Annotated in this window: 13 protein-coding genes; 10 read left to right on the top strand and 3 right to left on the bottom strand. The window is 59.8% G+C overall.

Annotated features, from left to right (window positions below; genetic code table 11):
- Nucleotides 1-64: 64 nt before the first annotated feature.
- Nucleotides 65-1,747, top strand: coding sequence for a formate--tetrahydrofolate ligase (locus ABOK31_RS10620; RefSeq protein ID WP_174180377.1), 1,683 nt, complete (start codon nt 65-67; stop codon nt 1,745-1,747).
- A 160-nt stretch (nt 1,748-1,907) separates the two neighbouring features.
- A complete protein-coding gene (locus ABOK31_RS10615; protein ID WP_349955998.1) occupies nt 1,908-2,753 on the top strand; it encodes an rRNA adenine N-6-methyltransferase family protein in 846 nt (281 codons plus the stop codon).
- Nucleotides 2,754-2,796: 43 nt separating this feature from the next.
- Here ABOK31_RS10615 and ABOK31_RS10610 read toward each other — a convergent pair whose 3' ends face one another.
- Nucleotides 2,797-3,597 carry an extensin family protein gene (locus ABOK31_RS10610; RefSeq protein WP_234910127.1) on the bottom strand — a complete coding sequence of 267 codons (801 nt, stop codon included), beginning with the start codon at nt 3,595-3,597 and terminating at the stop codon, nt 2,797-2,799.
- Between the two features lie 319 nt (nt 3,598-3,916).
- Between ABOK31_RS10610 and ABOK31_RS10605 the strand changes: the two genes are divergently transcribed.
- The 5 genes from ABOK31_RS10605 to ABOK31_RS10585 all read left to right on the top strand — a co-directional run bounded on the left by ABOK31_RS10605 (nt 3,917) and on the right by ABOK31_RS10585 (nt 12,110).
- Entirely contained in the window at nt 3,917-6,130 is a 2,214-nt protein-coding gene (locus tag ABOK31_RS10605; protein ID WP_349955997.1) for a TonB-dependent hemoglobin/transferrin/lactoferrin family receptor, read from the top strand.
- 419 nt (nt 6,131-6,549) lie between these two features.
- Nucleotides 6,550-8,073: an ABC-F family ATP-binding cassette domain-containing protein gene (locus tag ABOK31_RS10600; protein WP_174180371.1), complete on the top strand. Its 1,524-nt coding sequence runs from the start codon at nt 6,550-6,552 to the stop codon at nt 8,071-8,073.
- A 254-nt stretch (nt 8,074-8,327) separates the two neighbouring features.
- On the top strand, nt 8,328-10,517 hold the full coding sequence (locus ABOK31_RS10595) for an anthranilate synthase (protein WP_174180369.1): 2,190 nt from the start codon (nt 8,328-8,330) through the stop codon (nt 10,515-10,517).
- 131 nt (nt 10,518-10,648) lie between these two features.
- Nucleotides 10,649-11,356, top strand: a complete 708-nt coding sequence (locus ABOK31_RS10590) for a TIGR02117 family protein (protein WP_349958922.1) — start codon at nt 10,649-10,651, stop codon at nt 11,354-11,356.
- A 118-nt stretch (nt 11,357-11,474) separates the two neighbouring features.
- Nucleotides 11,475-12,110, top strand: coding sequence for a glyoxalase superfamily protein (locus tag ABOK31_RS10585; protein ID WP_349955996.1), 636 nt, complete (start codon nt 11,475-11,477; stop codon nt 12,108-12,110).
- Nucleotides 12,111-12,148: 38 nt separating this feature from the next.
- On the opposite strand, the gene bluB is transcribed toward ABOK31_RS10585, so the two are convergent.
- The gene (gene bluB / locus ABOK31_RS10580; protein WP_349955995.1) at nt 12,149-12,889 is read right to left on the bottom strand and encodes a 5,6-dimethylbenzimidazole synthase; all 741 of its coding nucleotides are present in this window, start codon (nt 12,887-12,889) and stop codon (nt 12,149-12,151) included.
- Nucleotides 12,890-13,295: 406 nt separating this feature from the next.
- Between bluB and ABOK31_RS10575 the strand changes: the two genes are divergently transcribed.
- Entirely contained in the window at nt 13,296-14,210 is a 915-nt protein-coding gene (locus ABOK31_RS10575; protein ID WP_174180362.1) for a cation diffusion facilitator family transporter, read from the top strand.
- Between the two features lies 1 nt (nt 14,211).
- The gene (gene queF / locus ABOK31_RS10570) at nt 14,212-14,676 is read left to right on the top strand and encodes a preQ(1) synthase (protein WP_015340658.1); all 465 of its coding nucleotides are present in this window, start codon (nt 14,212-14,214) and stop codon (nt 14,674-14,676) included.
- A gap of 56 nt (nt 14,677-14,732) precedes the next feature.
- Here queF and ABOK31_RS10565 read toward each other — a convergent pair whose 3' ends face one another.
- Complete coding sequence (locus ABOK31_RS10565; protein ID WP_174180361.1) at nt 14,733-15,533, bottom strand: DUF2076 domain-containing protein; 801 nt, start codon at nt 15,531-15,533, stop codon at nt 14,733-14,735.
- Nucleotides 15,534-15,764: 231 nt separating this feature from the next.
- Here ABOK31_RS10565 and ABOK31_RS10560 point away from each other — a divergent pair, with 231 nt between their 5' ends.
- Nucleotides 15,765-16,352 carry an ATP-dependent Clp protease proteolytic subunit gene (locus ABOK31_RS10560; protein ID WP_349955994.1) on the top strand — a complete coding sequence of 196 codons (588 nt, stop codon included), beginning with the start codon at nt 15,765-15,767 and terminating at the stop codon, nt 16,350-16,352.
- Nucleotides 16,353-16,496 lie beyond the last annotated feature (144 nt).

Here is a 16,496-nt window from a genome sequence, read left to right as displayed (position 1 = left end):
TCACACTCGATACATATTGGTTTATCCCGACAGGGAAATGACCGTATGTTTGGGGGCGAGACTTATGGCGACGACCGTGGCATCCGACATCGAGATTGCGCGCGCGGCAAAGAAGCTGCCGATTACGGAGATCGGTGCAAAGCTCGGCATTCCGGCGGAAGATCTTGCACCTTACGGCTACGACAAAGCAAAGATCGGTGCCGGGTTCATTGCGGCGCAGGCCGACAAGAAGGACGGCAAGCTGATCCTCGTCACGGCCATCAATCCGACACCGGCGGGCGAGGGCAAGACCACCACGACGGTCGGCCTTGGCGACGGCCTGAACCGGATCGGCAAGAAAGCGGTGGTCTGCGTGCGCGAGGCGTCGCTTGGCCCATGTTTCGGCGTGAAGGGTGGTGCGGCGGGCGGCGGCTACGCGCAGGTCATCCCGATGGAGGACATCAACCTCCACTTCACCGGCGATTTCCATGCGATCACGTCGGCCCACAATCTGCTGGCCGCGCTGATCGACAACCATATCTACTGGGGCAACGAGCAGAATATCGACATCAGGCGCATCACCTGGCGCCGCGCAATGGACATGAACGACAGGGCGCTGCGCGATATCGTCTCGTCGCTCGGCGGCGTTGCGAACGGCTTTCCGCGCGAAGGCGGCTTCGACATTACCGTCGCCTCGGAGGTGATGGCGATCCTCTGTCTGGCCTCCGACCTCAAGGATCTGGAAAAGCGGCTCGGCAACATCATCATCGGTTATCGCCGTGACCGCACGCCCGTCTATGCCCGCGATCTGAAGGCTGACGGCGCCATGGCCGTGCTCCTGAAGGATGCGATGCAGCCGAACCTCGTGCAGACGCTGGAGAACAATCCGGCGCTGGTGCATGGCGGCCCCTTCGCCAATATCGCCCATGGCTGCAATTCGGTGATCGCCACGCGCACGGCGCTGAAGCTCGCCGATTATGTGGTGACGGAAGCGGGCTTCGGCGCCGATCTCGGTGCCGAGAAATTTTTCGACATCAAATGCCGCAAGGCTGGGCTATCGCCGGATGCCGCCGTCATCGTCGCGACCGTGCGGGCCTTGAAGATGAATGGTGGCGTGAAGAAGGACGATCTCGGCAAGGAGAATGTCGAGGCTTTGGTCAAGGGTTGCGCCAATCTCGGCCGGCATGTCGCCAATGTCCGCAAGTTCGGTGTGCCCGTCGTCGTCGCCATCAATCATTTCATCTCCGACACGGAAGCCGAAATCGAGGCGCTGAAGAATTATGTGGCACGCCTCGGCGCCGAGGCGATCCTCTGCAGGCACTGGGCCGAGGGCTCGGCTGGCATCGTCGATCTCGCGCACAAGGTGGTGGAGCTTGCCGAATCCGGCCAGGCAAAGTTCCAGCCGCTCTATCCGGACAATCTGCCGCTTCTGGAGAAGATCGAGATCGTCGCCTCGAAGATCTACCATGCCGGCGAGGTCACGGCCGACAAGACCATACGCGATCAGCTGCGGTCCTGGGAGGATCAGGGCTACGGCCATCTGCCCGTCTGCATGGCGAAAACGCAATATTCCTTTTCGACCGATCCGAACGTCCGCGGCGCCCCCGAGGGCCACATCGTTTCCGTTCGCGAGGTGCGGCTTTCCGCCGGCGCAGGCTTCGTCGTCGTCATCACCGGCGAGATCATGACCATGCCGGGCCTGCCGAAATCGCCGGCAGCCGAGAGGATTTTCCTCAATGATCAGGGCTACATCGAAGGACTGTTTTAAGTTCAGAATTCGATTCAACTTGCCGCTTGCAGGGCACCGGTTCGGCAGCTGCACCCGAAATTGTTGTCATCCAATTTTGGTAGGATATCTAACGTATTGACCTTGTCGCACTCTGAACAAGATCGGCACGGTCTAAGCATCGTTAAGACGGAGCCGGATCGTGACCGCTGATAACCGCGCAAGTTTGGATGAGATACGGGATTTCCACGCGAAGATGATGGCAGCGGCCAGCAGTTCTTCGGACGAAAGGCTGGAGCGCGCCTTCCGCCTCGTCAGACGCGAGGCGTTCATGGGGCCGGGACCCTGGCAGATCGTCGTCAACCGACGCCATCTTGAAACGCCGAGCGACAATCCCGTTTTTCTCTATCAGAATGTTCTGGTCTCGTTGGACAAATCCAAAGGCATCAACAATGGCGAGCCGTTTCTCCACGCGGCTTTTCTTGGCGCCGTCGCTCCGCAGCCCGGCGAGACGGTCATCCAGATCGGTACGGGGACGGGATATTACACTGCCATCTTGTCGACGCTTGTGACACCGGGCGGTCATGTCCATGCCGTCGAGATCGACGAGGCATTGGCCAGCCGCACGCGTGACAATCTCTCATCGTTCGAGGGTATTTCCGTCATCTGCGCCGATGCGACCGTGCTGGAGCTTCCGGAGGCCGATCTGATCTATGTGAATGCCGGCGTCGTGGCGCCGCCGATATCGTGGCTGCAGGCATTGCGGCCGGGAGGCCGGATCATCGTGCCCTGGCAGGCGAACGACAAGGTGGGACTTGCCGTCGTGATTACACGCGGGGAACAGGGGTTCAGCGCTCGGGCCTTGATGCCTGCCTATTTCATCCCCTGTATTGGGGCTTCTGATCCGATGCAATCCACGAAAACTCCAAATGGCGGTGAGGCTCGCTCCATCCAGTCGGTTTGGCTCACTCAGGATCGAGCGCCGGATGAAACGGCGGTGGCGATCTATAGAGACCTATGGTTCTCGAATGCAGGCCTCGGGGTTTGACGAGGTTCAAAGATCGCGGCACGGCCTATCCCGCGACGCGTTTCTAGTGGCAATAACGAAAGCCGCCGTTCCTTTCGATGACATCGAGATGAAAATGGGTCTCGTGGGCAGCGTCGCTCTCCGGGTCCAAAACGGTCGTGAAGTAGAGGCAGGCAGAGGCGCTGGCTGCACGCTGGAAGGCGCCCGTCAGCGTCGGGTCCTCGCGTCGCGGCTCGATTGCGATGGTCTTGCCGTTTTCGAAGGTGAAGCTCGCGACATCGATGGCATTACCGCGGGCATGTTCGGAAATCTTGCCGGTGGAAGCATTGTTGCGCAGCCGGCAGACATAGGTCGACGCCTGATTGATGGTGACGATCTTGCCATTGTCCAATGCCGCGGCCGATGGGATGACACTTTCCTTCACCCATTGGGCTAGGGCGAGAGCCGCTTCGCAGCGCATTTTTCCTTCGGGCTTGAACTCTATGCCCGGCAGTGGGGAGCTAAGCGCGATCGGCTTGTCGATGCCGCAGCCATTGCCGTCGTCGATGCGGGCGATCTCCTTGAAGGTCGCTCCGATGGCGGTCAGCTCTTTCAGGCAGGCCTGGTGCTCCTCGTCCGGTTCGGAAGCGATAGTCAGAGGCGGACGGGGAGGACCCTGCATCTGCTGGCCAGTTGTCTGCTCCTCCGGCTGTGGCGCCGGCTTGTCTTCCGGCTGAGCCGTCGGCTTTTCCGCCGGAAGGACAGGGCTGCCCGGTGATGCAGCGGGTTTTTCTGCCGGGATCGGCGGTTCGCCATTTGGCCGAACCTGTTCCTTAGCCGGCTTTTGCTCGGGTATGGGGCCGGTCTGCGGAAGAGAGGCGGCCATGAGAAGAGTGGTGGTAGAGACTAATGAAACGATTCTAAACAGCATCAAGTAATTCAGCCAATTCTAATGATGATGCTGATAGAACGCGCGAGGCTGTCATTTCGTTGCAATTCAGCAACGTTTGCCTCTTGTCTTAAAAGATGACAATTTTATTCATGATTATAGGCGCCGTATATATTGACAATAATACTCATGTTTTTTATGCGGCAGAAAGAAGGCGGAATATTTCCGCCCGTTAACAAGATAACCTAGCCAGCCCCTTGCCTGCTTTCGACGCAGCAACCAGCCAGCCCGGTGAAGCAATTCGAAAGGAATGGTTATGGTTGTCCGGCGCTCCCGCTCGGCTCTCTTGGCATGCACCGCGTTTCTGGCCCTCGGGCTGGCCACGACATCTTTTGCGCAGACCGCAGCCCAGAATGATGAGGCGGCCAAGGGCGATCGCGTCACCAATCTGAAACCGATCGTCGTGAAGGGCAAAGGCAAGGCAAGCAAGGATGTGCTGGCCGATTCCCCGACCGCCAGCGAGACGACGGCCAAGGAAATCGACGAGAACCAGATCACGCGCATCGAGGATCTCGGCCGCAGCACGGAGGTCGGCGTCGGCTTCAACCGCACCACCGGCGGCGTCAACATTCGCGGCCTCGGCGACGACCGTGTCTTGACCACGGTCGACGGCATTGCAATCCCCTTCATGCTCGATGTCGCCCGTGGGGCGGACGGCGGCGCCAATAGCTTCGATTTCAACGCGCTTTCGAGCGTCGATGTCGTGCGCGGCGCCGATTCCAGCCGCGCTGGCTCCGGTGCTCTGGGCGGTGCTTTCGTGCTTCGCACGCTGGAGCCGGAAGATCTGATCGCACCCGGCGCGACCTGGGGCGGCGTCTTCAAGTTCGGCTATAATGGTGATGATCGCAGCATCGGGGGTTCGGCAGCGGTCGCCAAGCGCATCGACAATACGGCCGTTCTTTTCGAGGGCGGCTACACGCACGGCCACGAGCTTGAGAACAACGGCGATATCGGTGGCTATTCGACCGCGCGTACCAAAGCGGATCCGGCCGACTACAATCAGAGAAGCGGTCTCTTCAAGATCCGCCAGTATACCGATATCGGCACCTTCGGGATCACGGCTGAGCATTACAACAAAGACAAGACCATCGATGCGATGCACTCGCAGAGCCTGACCGGGAATCTCCGTCCAGGCAACTACGATACGACCGACAATACGGAACGTAACCGCGTTTCGCTCGACTACAAATATGACGCTGAAAGCGCAGATTCGCTTGTCGACACGGCCAATGCCGTCTTCTATTGGCAGAACCTCCTGCGCGAAGAAGGCGTTGAGGGCTACCGCTATACCTCCGTCATCGGCGACTATTGGCGCCGCAATGAAATGGAAGACCGCAGCATCGGCTTCAACGGCAATGCCTCCAAATCCTTCGACACCGGCGATCTGCACCACAAGGTCACTTTCGGTCTCGATACCGCTTTCGGCAAGGTGCATCAGTATTCTGCAGGTAAAGATGCCTGCGGTCCCGCCCGCTGGGCCTTCTCTTGCTCGTTCCTGCACACCAACCAGTCTGATATGCCCGACGTCGACAGCAAGCGTGTCGGTGCCTTCATTGACGACAAGATCGAGTTCGGCTCCAGCAACTTCTCTCTGACGCCGGGCCTGCGCTTCGATTGGTATGATTACTCGCCGAAGAACACGGGCGCCTATCGCGACAGCGCCAACTATCAGGGCCTGCCATCCGGCCAGTCGGACAGCCGTTTCTCGCCGAAGCTGCGTGCATCCTACCAGCCGCAGGACAATGTCGAGCTCTACGCACAATGGGCCATGGCTTTCCGCGCACCTAATGTCAGCGAGCTCTACGTGAACTACGGCGTGTCCGGCGGCTATGTCAGCTACGGCAATCCAGACCTGAAGCCGGAAACCAGCAACGGCATCGAAATCGGCACTAACCTCGGTGACGATGATTTCGGCGGTCATATCGGCGCGTTCTACAACAAATATAAGAACTTCATCGACTCATCGAGCCGTGTCGATCCGACCGGCACCTATCCGCTCGGGATCACCGAATACTTCAACCGCGCCAACGTCCGCATGTTCGGTGTTGAGGTCAACGCGCACAAGAAGTTCGACAACGGCATCCACGTCAAGGGCGCGCTTGCCTATGTGAACGGCAAGGATTCGGACAGCGGTGAGTGGATCAATTCCGTGGCTCCGGCCAAGGCGGCCTTCACTATCGGCTATGCGGCTGACGTCTGGGGAACGGACTTGACTTTCATCACCGCGACCAGCGAGCCGAAGAAGACCGGAGACAATTTCCGCACCCCCGGTTACGGCATCTTCGATCTGACGGGTTGGTGGGAGCCGGAGCAGGTGAAGGGACTGTCGCTGCGCGCCGGTGTCTACAACATCTTCAACAAGACCTACTACGACTCGCTCAACGTGGCGTCCACGGGTCTCACGCAGCCTTCGGCTTATTATTCCGAGCCTGGCCGGACCTTCAAGCTGACGCTGACGCAGAGGTTTTGAGCCGTTACATCGATGCAGCAAACTTGGGCGATGCTTCGGCATCGCCTCTTTTTTGCCCTCTAGCGTGGCATCTGGAGCTTTGCGCAATTGTAAATCGCAACGTTCGGTGTTATTCGAGCGACGCAGTCTTTAACCGTCGAGAAAAAAGAGAGGAGGACCGTATGACCAAGATAGTCTGGCATATTCGCCAGTTCGGTCCGACTCGTGCCCTGCAGATGCGTTTGCAGGGCTGATCAGAGGCTGTTTCTCACTCATTCCTTCTGGTCTGCCCATTGGGCGACGTGAGCCGGCGTATTTGCGCGGCCGCGTCATGACATGTTTTCGAGCATTGGCCTGCTTGGGCCTGGGGCATCGGTTTAGCGCGGCAAAAGGAGCCGCCGGCGATGCCTTGAGATGCTCGATCGAGACCGGAAAAGACCATGACTCTGATCAATCTCCGCAATCTGGGCGTCACCATGAGTGCGCCGCTGTTTTCCAACCTCAACATCACGGTGGATGCGGGCGACCGCGTCGGCATCGTTGCCGCGAATGGGCGTGGAAAGACCACGTTGCTCAATTGCCTGGCCGGCAGGCTGGAGCCGACGACGGGCGACATCACCCGTGCTCGGGGCTTGCGCGTCGGCTATGTCGAGCAGAATGTGCCGGCGAGCCTGCTGGACGTTTCCTTCTATGACGCCGTCCTTCAAGCCTTGCCGAAAGAGCAGGTCGAGAGCGAAAGCTGGCGCGTCGACGTCACTCTCGACTCGCTTGGCGTGCCTGCGGCTATGCGGGAGAGGGCGCTTGCCCAACTCAGCGGCGGCTGGCAGCGGCTGGCCATGCTTGCCCGCATCTGGGTGACGGAGCCCGACGTGCTGCTGCTCGATGAGCCGACCAACCATCTCGATCTCGCCAAGATCGCGTTGCTTGAGGATTGGCTGAATGCCTTGCCGCGCGACGTGCCCGTCATCATCGCCAGCCACGACCGCGCTTTCCTCGATGCTGTCTGCAACCGGACCCTGTTTCTGCGTCAGGACCAGCCGCAGACCTATGCCTTACCCTATAGCCGGGCGCGGGCGGCGCTGGATGAGGTCGATGCCTCGGACGAGCGTCGTTATCAGAAGGAGATGAAGACGGCGCAGCAGCTGCGCAAGCAGGCGGCCAAGCTCTACAATCTCGGCGTCAATTCCGGCAGCGATCTCTTGACCGTAAAGACGAAGCAGCTGAAGGCACGGGCGGAGAAACTGGAGGATAGCGCCAGACCTGGCTACCGCGAGCGCTCTTCCGGCTCGATCAAGCTCGCCAATCGCGGCATCCACGCCAAGGTGCTTCTGACGCTTGAAGATGCCGCGGTGACGACGCCTGATGGGACGTTGCTGTTCAAGACCGGACAGCAGTGGATTTGCCAGGGCGATCGCATCGTGCTTCTCGGGCAGAACGGCGCGGGCAAGACGCGGTTCGTAGAGATGATCCGCAAGGCCATTGCCGATCCATCGAGCGGCGATGCGATCAAGCCGACGCCCTCTCTTGTGCTCGGTTACAGCGACCAGGCGCTCTCCAATCTCGGCCAGAAGGACACGCCGCTCGGCATGGTCACGCGCCTGTTCGAACTTGGAGAGCAGCGTGCCCGCACGTTGCTGGTCGGTGTCGGCATCAACATCGATATGCAGGGCAAGGAGATCGGCCGTCTGTCTGGCGGGCAAAAGGCGCGGCTTGCCATGTTGGTGCTGCGGCTGACCAATCCCAACTTTTACCTCCTGGACGAGCCGACCAACCATTTGGATATCGATGGCCAGGAGGCACTGGAGGGCGAACTGACGGCAAACGAGGCAAGCTGCCTTCTCGTCTCGCACGATCGCAGCTTCGTGCGCTTGGTCGGCGATCGCTTCTGGCTGATCGACCGGAAACGATTGGTCGAAGTGGATGGGCCGGAAGAGTTCTTTGAAGCGGCCAGGGTACAGGAATAGGCGAAGGATGGGCAGAGACGAAAAATCGTTTCTGCCCATCGCCGAGATTGCGGCTTGCGCATCGCGGCATCTCACGCTAACAATTCCCGCCATGAACATGGCTTTGAACAACATTGCAGTTTGGTGGTGGGCACGCTGAGGCGGCCTCGACCAATCGTGTTCAAAGACGACGAGTGAGCCGCCCGAGATTTCGAGGCGGCTTTTTTGTTATATCGGCCGCCTGTCATCCGGGCCTGACAACGGAGTGAGGAACAATGGTAACGATCCTTCGGGATGATGGTGCGGAAATCTACGAGACGAAGGGCGGCATCACCGTCACCCGGCAGCGTCGGCCGACGCCCTATGCGGACGCCGTATCGTCTTACATCGACAAGCTCGACGAGCGCCGCGGCGCGGTATTTTCGTCGAACTACGAATATCCCGGCCGCTATACGCGTTGGGATACCGCCATCGTCGATCCGCCCCTCGGTCTTTCCTGCAATGGGCGCGATGTCTGGATCGATGCCTATAACGAGCGCGGCGAAGTTATTCTCGGCTTCATCGCGGAGAAGCTGAAAACGGTTTCGGAAGTTGTTCTCGGCGCTTCGACGCCGCGCCGGCTCGATCTCACGGTAAAGACGCCGGATCGGGTCTTTACCGAGGAAGAGCGCTCGAAGATGCCGACAGTCTTCACGGTGCTGCGCGCGGTCACCGATCTCTTCTATTCACAGGCTGACGCCAGCATCGGCTTTTACGGCGCCTTCGGCTACGATCTGGCCTTCCAGTTCGACGCCATCAACCTGAAGCTCAAGCGCCCGGACGATCAGCGCGACATGGTGCTCTACCTGCCGGACGAAATTCTGGTGGTCGACAACTATTCAGCCAAGGCCTGGATCGATCGTTATGATTTCGCCAAGGACGGCCAATCGACGGAGGGCAAGTCCGGTGCGATCGCATCCGAGCCGTTCCGCCACACCGACGCGATTCCGCCGAAGAGCGATCATCGCCCGGGCGAATATGCCGAGCTGGTGGTCAAGGCGAAGGAGAGCTTCCGCAAGGGCGATCTCTTCGAAGTCGTGCCCGGCCAGAAGTTCATGGAACGCTGCGACAGCAAGCCCTCAGACATTTCCAAGCGTCTGAAGGCGATCAACCCGTCACCCTATTCCTTCTTCATCAACCTCGGCAATCAGGAATATCTGATCGGCGCGTCGCCAGAAATGTTCGTGCGCGTGTCCGGCCGCCGTATCGAGACCTGCCCGATTTCGGGTACGATCAAGCGCGGAGACGATCCGATCGCCGACAGCGAGCAGATCCTGAAGTTGCTGAACTCCAAGAAGGACGAGTCGGAACTCACCATGTGCTCCGACGTTGACCGCAACGACAAGAGCCGCGTCTGTGAGCCGGGCTCGGTCAAGGTCATCGGCCGCCGGCAGATCGAGATGTATTCGCGCCTGATCCACACGGTCGACCATATCGAAGGCCGCCTGCGCGACGACATGGATGCTTTCGACGGCTTTCTCAGCCACGCCTGGGCCGTCACCGTCACCGGCGCACCGAAGCTGTGGGCCATGCGCTTCATCGAGAGCCATGAAAAGAGCCCGCGCGCATGGTACGGCGGCGCGATCGGCATGGTCGGCTTCAATGGTGACATGAACACCGGCCTGACGCTGCGCACCGTCCGCATCAAGGACGGCATTGCCGAGGTGCGGGCCGGAGCGACGTTGCTCAACGACTCGATCCCCGAGGAAGAAGAAGCCGAAACCGAACTGAAGGCCTCTGCCATGCTTTCCGCCATCCGTGATGCCAAGACCGGCAATTCCGGCAAACAGCAACGTGACGTCGCTTCCGTCGGCAAGGGTGTGAAGATCCTGCTCGTCGACCACGAAGACAGCTTCGTACATACGCTTGCCAACTACTTCCGCCAGACGGGCGCGACGGTTTCGACCGTGCGTACGCCGGTGCCGGAAGAGGTCTTCGACCGGCTCGATCCGGATCTGGTCGTGCTGTCGCCAGGTCCCGGCAATCCGAAGGATTTCGATTGCAAAGCGACCATCAAGAAGGCGCGGGCACGCAACCTGCCGATCTTCGGCGTCTGCCTGGGTCTGCAGGCGCTGGCCGAAGCGTATGGCGGCGAATTGCGCCATCTGGCGATCCCGATGCACGGCAAGCCCTCGCGCATCCGCGTGCTGGAGCCGGGACTGGTCTTCTCCGGCCTTGGCCGCGAAGTGACGGTCGGACGCTATCACTCGATCTTTGCCGATCCGTCGAGCCTGCCGCGTGATTTCATGATCACGGCCGAGAGCGAAGACGGCACGATCATGGGGATCGAGCATGTGAAGGAGCCGATCGCGGCCGTACAGTTCCACCCGGAATCGATCATGACGCTCGGCGGCGATGCCGGCATGCGGATGATCGAGAATGTCGTGGCGCATCTGGCGCGGCGGGTGAAGACGAAGGCCGCCTGAGGCCAGCGTTTAGAGCTCTGATGTTTGATAGCCCCATGCACTCGGAAAAAGTGCATGGGGCTATTTCATGCCTTGAAAGAGCCAACAAACCGCTGAAGAGATTGATTGTTGGCGGGGGCTTTCAGTCGGTGATCTCAAAGATATTCAAGGGCGTTTTCTCCGCCGTTCTCGCCGTCGTGCTTCTCGTCGGCCTCGGCATCATCGTGCCGCGGCCGCTCTGGCATAATGGGTCGACTGAGAAAGCCGAGCGATCCCATCAAATCCTCATGCTCAGCAATCCCATCCATACGGACATTGCCATTCCCGTCGATGGCGATCTCCTCACCCGTTTCGCCTTCCTGCGAACGGCCGGGCTCGATCTCGACAATCCCAATCTGCGCTATCTCATCTTCGGCTGGGGCGGCCGGAGCTTCTATACGGAAACGCGGACCTGGGCTGATTTGAAGGCAGGTCCTGTGCTGAAGAGCTTCGGGCTCGACCGCTCCGTCATCCATGTGGAACTGGCGGGCGATATCCCGCTGGATGCGCCACCGGTCACGGCAATCGACATCGATGCCGAAGGTCTTGAGCGGCTGAAGCAATTCATCCTCGGTAGCTTCGTGCAGGCCGATAATGGGCCGGTGCCTCTACTTGGCGGCAATTACGGCCCAAACGATGCGTTCTTCGAAGCGCGCGGTTATTTCAACGCGCTGATGGGATGCAACACCTGGACTGCCGCAGCACTTAGACAGGCGGGGTTAACCTCCGGCCTTTGGACATCCTTGCCCTGGATGCTGCGAATGTCTTTACGGCTGCATAATGACGACGGGCGCTTTGCGGCAGGCAATCACTCGTTTTGAGGCAGTTTGACTTGCAACAGGTTGTACCCTAATCATGACCCCGTTCCTGTGGGGCACATCGGCATTGGGCCGAAAGGGCTAAGCCCGCCCGCTGATATCACTCAGCAGGAGTCTGCCCATGCCAACCCTCGACACCTACCGTAAACAAGCCAAGCTCTTGATGCGCTGGCACCGTGATCGCGACTATTCCATTGGCGGGAGAGTTCGAATACTCGACCGTTTCAAGGCACTGACGGATCGCGAGATCCTGGCGATGAAGTTTCCTTTGACGCTGGCGCAAGAGATCGTTGCGGTCGAAGCGGGCCACAAGAATTGGGCAGAGTTGAAGGCGGTGGCGGTGGATGCGCCGAAGATGCCGGCCGCTACAGCGGAACCGCCGGTTTTCAAGAGCATCGTTCCGATCCTCTTCGTGCGGGATGTGATTGCGAGTGCGACCTTCTTCAGGGAGAAGCTGGGTTTCTCAGAGGATTTCATGCACGGCTCGCCGCCGTTCTACGGGGCGGTGTCGCGCGGCGGTATCTGGATTCACTTGCGGCTCGTCTATGAACCCTATTTTGCAGCTGCTGCGGCGAAAGAGGGGGCGCTGATCCTCGCTTCGATCGAGGTCTCGAATGTCCAGGGATTGTTCGAGGAGTTCAAGGCGAGGGGCGTGGAGTTTGCACAACCGCTCACCAAACAGGCTTGGGGCGGCACTGATTTCCATGTGCGCGACCCGGATGGCAACGTCATTTCTTTCGTCACGTTTCGATCCTGAGGCTTGGATCTGACGGGGCTGCCGGAAATCGACCGCCTTTACATGTCCTCGCAGTCCTGCCAGCCTTCCTCGAAGACGAGCTTGTCGAGGGGCAGGCGCTCGCGCCATCCCTTCACGGCAAGCTCCGGCATGTCGTAGAGCTCGTCGACATAGCCGACACAGAGCCAGGCAACGATCTTGACGTGCTCGGGTATGCCGAGGATCGTCTTGATGGCATTCTCATGGAAGATGCTGACCCAGCCGACGCCGACGCCTTCGGCCCTTGCGGCAAGCCAGAGGTTCTGCACGGCGCAGACCGTCGAATAGACATCGGTATCCGGATTATGCGTGCGGCCGAGCACGACCGGTCCGCCGCGTTTGGTGTCGCAGGTGATGCAGATGCTGAGCGGTGCCTTGCGGATGCCTTCCAGCTTCAGCCGTTGATATTGAGCGCGACGATCACCCTCGAACATCGCGCAGGCCTCCTCATTGGCCTGATGGAAGGCCTGCCACACACGCTCGCGCGTCTCGTCCTGACGGATGAGGACGAAATTCCACGGCTGCATGAAGCCTACGGATGGCGCAGAATGGGCCGCCTCGAGCAGACGCCTGACGAGATCGTCGGGCAAGGGATCAGGCCGGAACTGGTCGCGGACGTCGCGCCGGGTCTCGATCGCGCGATAGACGGCGTCGCGCTCCACCTCCGAAAACGCGCCGGATGCGACCAGGTGATCCGACACGCCTGCAGGGGCGTCGGCGATGGAAGGTGCGGCATCGGCAGTCTTTTCAAGAGCGGGCATGTTCAACCATGATTTTCATAAGAGGCGGCGGCGCATCGGCCAATACCATCGACCCTTGCACGCCAGGCTGAAGCACAGCTTAGTGCCGGATCGCAAGCCAAACTACCAGCACGATTTTTCGCAGGCGAGCGCATTATCGGCTTCCAATTGTCGCGGAACGGCGGTTTGGGAAAAGTCCTACTCGTCTTCTGCAAACTAAATGCCCAACCGGCGTTTCTCTCAATCCGCACATCGGGACGAATTGTCGTGCGAAAAGGGCGGCCGCCTTTGACAAACGCGAAGTCCTGGCCCATATGGAGCGTCAATGAACCGCCTGCGCGAATTTCGCGCGGGCGGTTTTGCATTTCAACGGCGCCTTTTTTGCAATTCATTCGCATAAGCATGGCGCGGGACACTGGAGAAGGGCATGAGCGCTCAAGGAAACGATACGATCAGGCGGCTCGCGCTTTGGGGCATTCCGCTGTCGCTCGGCGTCATGGGGCTGAAGATGCTGGCCTGGTGGCTGACGGGCTCGGTGGCGCTTCTGTCCGATGGCCTGGAATCGCTGACCAATGTCGTTGCGGCCTTCATCGCCTTCTTCGTCATCCGCTATGCCCAGAAGCCGGCCGATCACGATCATCCCTTCGGCCATCATAAGGCGGAATATCTTTCCGCCGTTACCGAAGGCGTCATGATCGTTGTCGCCGCACTGATGATCGTGCAGGAAGCGGTCGGGCATCTCGGCAATCCGCAACCGATACAGGCGCCGGTACTGGGTCTCGCCATCAACTTCGTCGCCGGCGTCATCAACGCCGTCTGGGCGGTCACCTTGATCCGCGCCGGCCGGGCACATCGCTCGCCGGCTCTGACGGCAGATGGCCAGCACATCATGTCCGACGTCTATACCTCGGTCGGCGTGCTGATCGGCCTGCTCCTGGCGATCGGCAGCGGTTATCCGATCTTCGACCCTGTGCTCGCTATTCTCGTTGCCATCAACATTCTCTATCAAGGCTGGAAGGTCATCTCCCATTCTATCGATGGGCTGATGGACAAGGCTGTCCTGCCGGCGGAGGAGGTCGTCATCAAGGATGCGATCGCCAGGAATGCCGAGGGCTCGCTTGGCGTGCACGACCTGAAGACGCGCAGGGCGGGGGCGGTGACCTTCGTCGATTTCCATATGGTCGTGCCGGCCGCTATGCCGGTACGCGAAGCGCATCGCATCTGCGACCGCCTTGAAGATGCCATACGGGCGATCCATGCGGGCGCCGAAATAACCATTCATGTGGAGCCGGAGGGTGAGAAGGCCCATGGTATCCGCGTCAAAGTGATCAAGGAGACCTGAGATGCCAAAGACCGATGTGTCCGGCCTGTCGATGCTCGGCAACCAGACGGAGACTGCCAGCAATCCGGAAGAAGCCGTGCTGGAGAAGGTGCCGTCGGGCCATGCCGGCACCGATTATGTCGTGCGCTTCACCGCGCCCGAGTTCACGTCGCTCTGCCCGATGACGGGACAGCCGGATTTCGCCCATATCGTTATCGACTACATACCGAACGAATGGCTTGTCGAATCGAAGTCGCTGAAGCTCTTTCTGCATTCCTTCCGCAATCATGGCGCATTCCATGAGGATTGCTCGATCTATATCGCCAAACGCCTGGTGGATCTGCTGCAGCCGAAATGGCTGCGCATCGGCGCCTACTGGTATCCGCGCGGCGGCATTCCGATCGACGTCTTCTGGCAGACCGGCAAGCCGCCAGAGGGTGTTTGGCTGCCGGATCAGGGCGTCCAGCCCTATCGCGGTCGAGGCTGAATAAAAAAGCCGCCATCCTTGGATGGCGGCTTTTGTATCAGGATAGAAACTTTGTTTCAGGCAAACGAGCTGTCGTCGTCGCCGTTGTCGAACGAATCGTCATTGGCGTCGTCCTGAGCGTCCTGAGCAGCATCCTGGGCGTAATCGGCCGCGCTCTGATCATTCTGATCGCTATTATCGTCATTGCCGAAATAGTTGTTGTTGATGATGGTTTCCTGCACCGGCTGTTCGGCTGCCGTGCCTCCGAAGAGACCACTGCCGGCATTTCCGCCGAAAAGGCCGCCGCCAGTTCCGCCGAGATGCGGGCTGAAGAGGCTGGAAAGGGATTCTGCCAGCATTACACCGCCGGCCACGCCGGCCGCGGTGCCAAGCGCACCGCGCAAAAAGCTGCCGCCGGCTGAAGGTGCTGCGGCCTGCTGGCTCCATGGGCCAGACGGCTGCGGTTGCGGCTGGCCAGCCCAAGGGCCGGGCTGAGGCGCATTGCGGGCATAGTCGTCATAAAGGCGACCCTGCTGCGGATTGCCGCCCTGCGGCGCTGCCGTGCGCTGTTGCTGGCCGCCGCCGAAAAGCGAGCCAATTCCGCCGAGGAAACCGCCGCTCTGGCCTTGCTGGTGATTGTCGGCACCCTGCTGCTCGAGCTCGTGCACACGGGCTTCAAGCTGCTGGATGCGGTCAGCCGCAGCCTTCATGCCCTGTTCCTGCATGATGACGGCCTGCGCCAGGAAATAGGGCGCATAGGGCTGGTCGCGGACCGACTGATTGATGAGGGCCTCTGCATCGGCGTCGCGCTGGGTATTGGATGCACCGCGTACGCGATCGAAGAGAGAGGCGAGCAATTGACGTTCTTCTGGCGACATGATGGCCTCCTTGGCTATCTGTGCTTCAAATTCGGGGCGCGATCTCTAACCGCGCTGACCTGACGTAGGATCAAATCTCGGCTTTTCAAAGCCATTCAAGTTACATTTCGGTAATCCGCAACCATAACACCATGTTGTCAGTCGCTATTCCCGCCTTGTCTTTTTCCGGCATTGTTTTACGCATTGAGTCGCACTATGTGCGGTGAACGACGCATCATGCTGGAGAGTTGAATGAACGACGAAGACGAACAGGAAGACAAGAAGACCGAGCAGCCCTTGGGCAAGGACGCGGAGGCGAATCTTTTCAAGTCGCGTTCGATCTTCATCTATGGCGGCATCACGCAGGAACTCGCGCAGAAGGTCTGCTCGCAGCTCGTGGCGCTTTCCGCCGCCAGCGACGATGATATCCGCATCTATGTGAATTCGCCCGGCGGCCACGTCGAGTCAGGCGATTCCATTCACGACATGATCAAGTTCATCAAGCCGAAGGTCTGGATGATCGGCACGGGCTGGGTCGCCTCCGCCGGAGCGCTGATCTACGTCTCCGCTCCCAAGGAGCGCCGCATTTGCCTGCCGAACACGCGCTTCCTGCTGCACCAACCGTCGGGCGGCACACGCGGCATGGCCTCCGACATCGAGATCCAGGCACGCGAAATCATCAAGATGAACGATCGTCTGAACAAGATCTTCTCGGAAGCCACCGGCCAGCCGATCGAAAAGATCGCCAAGGACACGGATCGCGACTACTGGCTCTCCGCCGAGGAAGCCAAGGCTTACGGCCTGGTTTCGCGCATCGTGACCTCGCAGGCAGAAATCTGATCTAGCGGGTTTTTCCGATTGAATTGAGCGCCCTTGCTTGCCGGAAGGCAGGCGAGGGCGTTTTCGTGCCGGGTCAGCTTTGATCGAAGGCTAAAAGCTGGCGGCAGAAATCTCTGCCGCCAGCGTTCGCCACTCGGGAGGTTG

This window comes from Rhizobium sp. ZPR4, from assembly GCF_040215725.1.
GTDB lineage: Bacteria > Pseudomonadota > Alphaproteobacteria > Rhizobiales > Rhizobiaceae > Rhizobium > Rhizobium rhizogenes_D.
Note: the sequence above shows the minus strand (reverse complement) of the source record. Positions and strands in the feature narration are given on the sequence as shown.

Bases quoted from the DNA above. Each gene is read 5' to 3' on its own strand.
- bluB (WP_349955995.1), bottom strand. From the start codon at position 12,889: ATGCCCGCTCTTGAAAAGACTGCCGATGCCGCACCTTCCATCGCCGAC.
- ABOK31_RS10605 (WP_349955997.1), top strand. From the start codon at position 3,917: ATGGTTGTCCGGCGCTCCCGCTCGGCTCTCTTGGCATGCACCGCGTTT.
- ABOK31_RS10560 (WP_349955994.1), top strand. From the start codon at position 15,765: ATGAACGACGAAGACGAACAGGAAGACAAGAAGACCGAGCAGCCCTTG.
- ABOK31_RS10600 (WP_174180371.1), top strand. From the start codon at position 6,550: ATGACTCTGATCAATCTCCGCAATCTGGGCGTCACCATGAGTGCGCCG.
- queF (WP_015340658.1), top strand. From the start codon at position 14,212: ATGCCAAAGACCGATGTGTCCGGCCTGTCGATGCTCGGCAACCAGACG.
- ABOK31_RS10575 (WP_174180362.1), top strand. From the start codon at position 13,296: ATGAGCGCTCAAGGAAACGATACGATCAGGCGGCTCGCGCTTTGGGGC.
- ABOK31_RS10620 (WP_174180377.1), top strand. From the start codon at position 65: ATGGCGACGACCGTGGCATCCGACATCGAGATTGCGCGCGCGGCAAAG.
- ABOK31_RS10585 (WP_349955996.1), top strand. From the start codon at position 11,475: ATGCCAACCCTCGACACCTACCGTAAACAAGCCAAGCTCTTGATGCGC.
- ABOK31_RS10565 (WP_174180361.1), bottom strand. From the start codon at position 15,533: ATGTCGCCAGAAGAACGTCAATTGCTCGCCTCTCTCTTCGATCGCGTA.
- ABOK31_RS10595 (WP_174180369.1), top strand. From the start codon at position 8,328: ATGGTAACGATCCTTCGGGATGATGGTGCGGAAATCTACGAGACGAAG.
- ABOK31_RS10610 (WP_234910127.1), bottom strand. From the start codon at position 3,597: ATGGCCGCCTCTCTTCCGCAGACCGGCCCCATACCCGAGCAAAAGCCG.